Origin of the sequence: Shewanella sp. 10N.286.45.A1 (genome assembly GCF_041470405.1) — a bacterium.
In the GTDB taxonomy this organism is placed as follows: Bacteria; Pseudomonadota; Gammaproteobacteria; order Enterobacterales; family Shewanellaceae; genus Shewanella.
On the sequence record NZ_JBFRMK010000196.1, the window covers coordinates 1 to 3,008 of the forward strand.

Annotated in this window: 3 protein-coding genes; 2 read left to right on the top strand and 1 reads right to left on the bottom strand. The window is 41.3% G+C overall.

The window, feature by feature from the left end; all coding sequences use genetic code 11:
- The first annotated feature begins 410 nt into the window (after positions 1-410).
- Positions 411-872, top strand: coding sequence for an RNA-binding protein (locus AB4238_RS14650; RefSeq protein WP_020910435.1), 462 nt, complete (start codon positions 411-413; stop codon positions 870-872).
- Positions 873-877: 5 nt separating this feature from the next.
- On the opposite strand, the gene murI is transcribed toward AB4238_RS14650, so the two are convergent.
- Complete coding sequence (gene murI / locus AB4238_RS14655; RefSeq protein WP_372034085.1) at positions 878-1,684, bottom strand: glutamate racemase; 807 nt, start codon at positions 1,682-1,684, stop codon at positions 878-880.
- Positions 1,685-1,869: 185 nt separating this feature from the next.
- On the opposite strand from murI, the gene trmA reads away from it, so the two are divergent.
- The gene (gene trmA, locus AB4238_RS14660) at positions 1,870-2,967 is read left to right on the top strand and encodes a tRNA (uridine(54)-C5)-methyltransferase TrmA (protein ID WP_372034086.1); all 1,098 of its coding nucleotides are present in this window, start codon (positions 1,870-1,872) and stop codon (positions 2,965-2,967) included.
- Positions 2,968-3,008 lie beyond the last annotated feature (41 nt).

The following is a 3,008-nucleotide window of genomic DNA, read 5'->3' on the forward strand; positions in this document are numbered from 1 at the left end:
CTTAATCACTCTCGTGAAAAGAAGCACTACCCGAAGCCCTTAAAGCGTTTGTCACCTGAGGTTAATTTCCGAAGAAGTTAATCTCTCTAACACCGCTGCAAGTCCCGTGCTACCTAAGTAGTTGGCCTGCTGTGCCGTGTCAGTGGTTGCGCATTATAGGGAGATCTTGAGTAAGCGCAAGCGCTTTTTAATAAGAAAACGATCGCATGTCGATCTTTTCGCCAAACTGCCTGATTGTGGGTGTTTATCGTACTTTCAATGCTGATTATTTGGCCTTTATAGGTTTGAAGCCAAGATAAAGTTCATTTTTTCAGCAACACACTAGTGTATTGCTCAATAATTCATTACCATATGCAAGTTATTAACAGTTAGTTATCGATTCATTCATTTACACTTCAGAGATTATATATATGCAGAAGTCATTCTTTATCGTTTTAGCCGTTGCCATTATTGGTGCATTAGCTATTTTTCAGATCGCTCCAGATCTAAACGGTGCCATTGCTTTCTTTACTGGTGCTATCATCGCAAGCGTTATCTTTTCAATTCAATCTAAATCAGGAACGTCTGCTGCTGCAAGTAGCAACGAACCTTATACCGGTCCAACTATGACCTTATATGTAGGTAACTTGCCTTACCGTGTTCATGAAGGTGAAGTAAAAGCATTATTTGGTGAGTATGGTCCTGTCAACTCAGTTCGCTTAGTCCGAGACCGTAAAACTGGACGTCGTAAAGGCTTTGGCTTTATCGAAATGTCAGAGGCGGGTGCTAAGAAGGCCATGTCTAAGTTAAACGAATATGACTTTCAAGAAAGAACATTGAAGGTTCGTGAAGCTAAATCTCAAGATTCAGATAAAACAGAAAGCCAAGCGTAAGCCAGCTAACGTAAGTTAGTTGAGGAGTGTGGTTCTATACTCGTGAACCCCTCTTCAACTAACCTTTCTTTCAAACCTTGTGTAATACCATCCGTCGTAAATACCGCACTATAATCTACAATCTTGTGACTTGTAGCTTTTGCTAAGCCGTTACCTTTAAGTAAGCTCAGTACTCTATCTGCCACAGCTTTACCTGAATCTAACAAAATAACGCTTTGCCCCAGTGACTGTTTAATCTCTGCAGCCAAAATTGGAAAGTGTGTACAACCTAGCACTAAGGTATCGAGTTCAGACGTTCTAATTGGGGCAAGTAATGACTCAAGCTTTTGCATGTCGACTGCCGTTCCCGCCAATTTGGCTTCCGCAAGCATGACCAATTCTGATGAACCAAACAATTCAACCCGACAATCTTCTGCAAATGCATCGATTAACTCTTTGGTATAGGGGCGTTTAATTGTACCTGGGGTAGCCAGTAAACCAATGTGCCTGCGCTTAGATATTTTTGCTGCTGGTTTAATAGCCGGGACAACACCGACAACAGCAATTGATAACTGCTGCCTTAATATTGGTAACACTAGTGTGCTGGCCGAGTTACATGCAACCACCACAATGCTGGCATTGATACGCTTTGCTTGTTCGGTGATAAGCGATACGCATCCACTAATGAGTTCCGACTCTTCTAATTCACCATATGGTAGCCGCGCATTATCGAATAAATAGCAGCAGTTTTGCTGAGGCATTACTTTTCTGATCTCGTCCAGAATCGATAACCCACCAATTCCAGAGTCAAAAATAAGAATAGGTCCAGACAAAGCGTTCTCCACTATCATATAAATGCTGTTATATAGCTGCAAAATTAGCCTTAGCTAAGGCCGAATTAGCTATTTTGCTTTAAAATTTCCCTACAAGCTAGGTTAAATCGAATGGGAGAAACTGGACATCCCTGCTATCTAGTATAATATTCCGCCCCTAATTTAAAGCTCACGGTGATCAAAATATGAATTTAGCAGCAATGGATCCTTCAACCTATGATGTGCAACTCGAAGCAAAGCGCGTCAAGCTAAAGCAGTTATTTACTGATTTTGACACGCCGGAACTTGAGTCATTTAGCTCTGAAACTGCCCACTATCGTATGCGTGCTGAATTTAGAATGTGGCATGAAGGGGAAGACCTCTACTATTACATGTTCGATAAAGAGCTTGATAGTAAAGTGCGTTGCGATCAGTTTCTACCTGCAAGTGAGCTGATCAACAAGATGATGCCTGTGCTGGTTGAGCTATTAAAGCCCAACACTATCCTGCGTCATCGCCTGTTTCAAATAGATTTTCTATCAACGCTAAGTGGAGAGATCTTAGTATCCTTGCTTTACCATAAGCAGCTAGATGCTGAATGGGAAGAGCAAGCCAAAATCTTAAAGCAAACACTGAGCAGCCAATTCAATGTCAATTTGATTGGCCGCGCTCGCAAACAAAAACTGATCTTTGATAAAGACTTCGTCGTTGAATCATTAAGCGTTGCTGGTAAGCAACTGCAGTATCATCAAATTGAAAATAGCTTTACCCAGCCTAATGGTAAAGTTTCAGTCAAAATGCTTGAGTGGGCGATTGATGTCACTAAAAATAGCACTGGCGACTTATTAGAGCTCTATTGCGGCAATGGAAACTTCTCAATTGCACTGGCGCAAAACTTTGAACGAGTATTGGCAACTGAACTCGCTAAGCCGTCAGTTGAATCTGCACAGTACAATATTAAAATGAATAACGTTGAAAATCTGCAAATTATTCGTATGTCAGCAGAAGATTTTACCGATGCTATGGCAAAAAAGCGTAGCTACCGACGTTTAGAAGGTATCGATCTTGATAGCTATAACTGCAACACCATCTTTGTCGATCCGCCACGTGCTGGTTTAGACGAGAATACCGTTAAGCTAGTGCAAGGTTATGAGCGTATTGTTTATATCTCATGTAACCCTAATACCTTGCTAGATAACTTAAAAGAGTTGAGTAAGACCCATAACATCACTCGTTTTGCACTGTTTGATCAGTTCCCGTATACCGATCACATGGAGTCTGGTGTATTTCTTGAGAAGAAATAGAGCCCAATGAGTCCAATAAAAACGGCATCCAATTGGATGCC

Coding starts and splice junctions, on each gene's coding strand:
- AB4238_RS14650 (WP_020910435.1), top strand. CDS start 411: ATGCAGAAGTCATTCTTTATCGTTTTAGCCGTTGCCATTATTGGTGCA.
- trmA (WP_372034086.1), top strand. CDS start 1,870: ATGAATTTAGCAGCAATGGATCCTTCAACCTATGATGTGCAACTCGAA.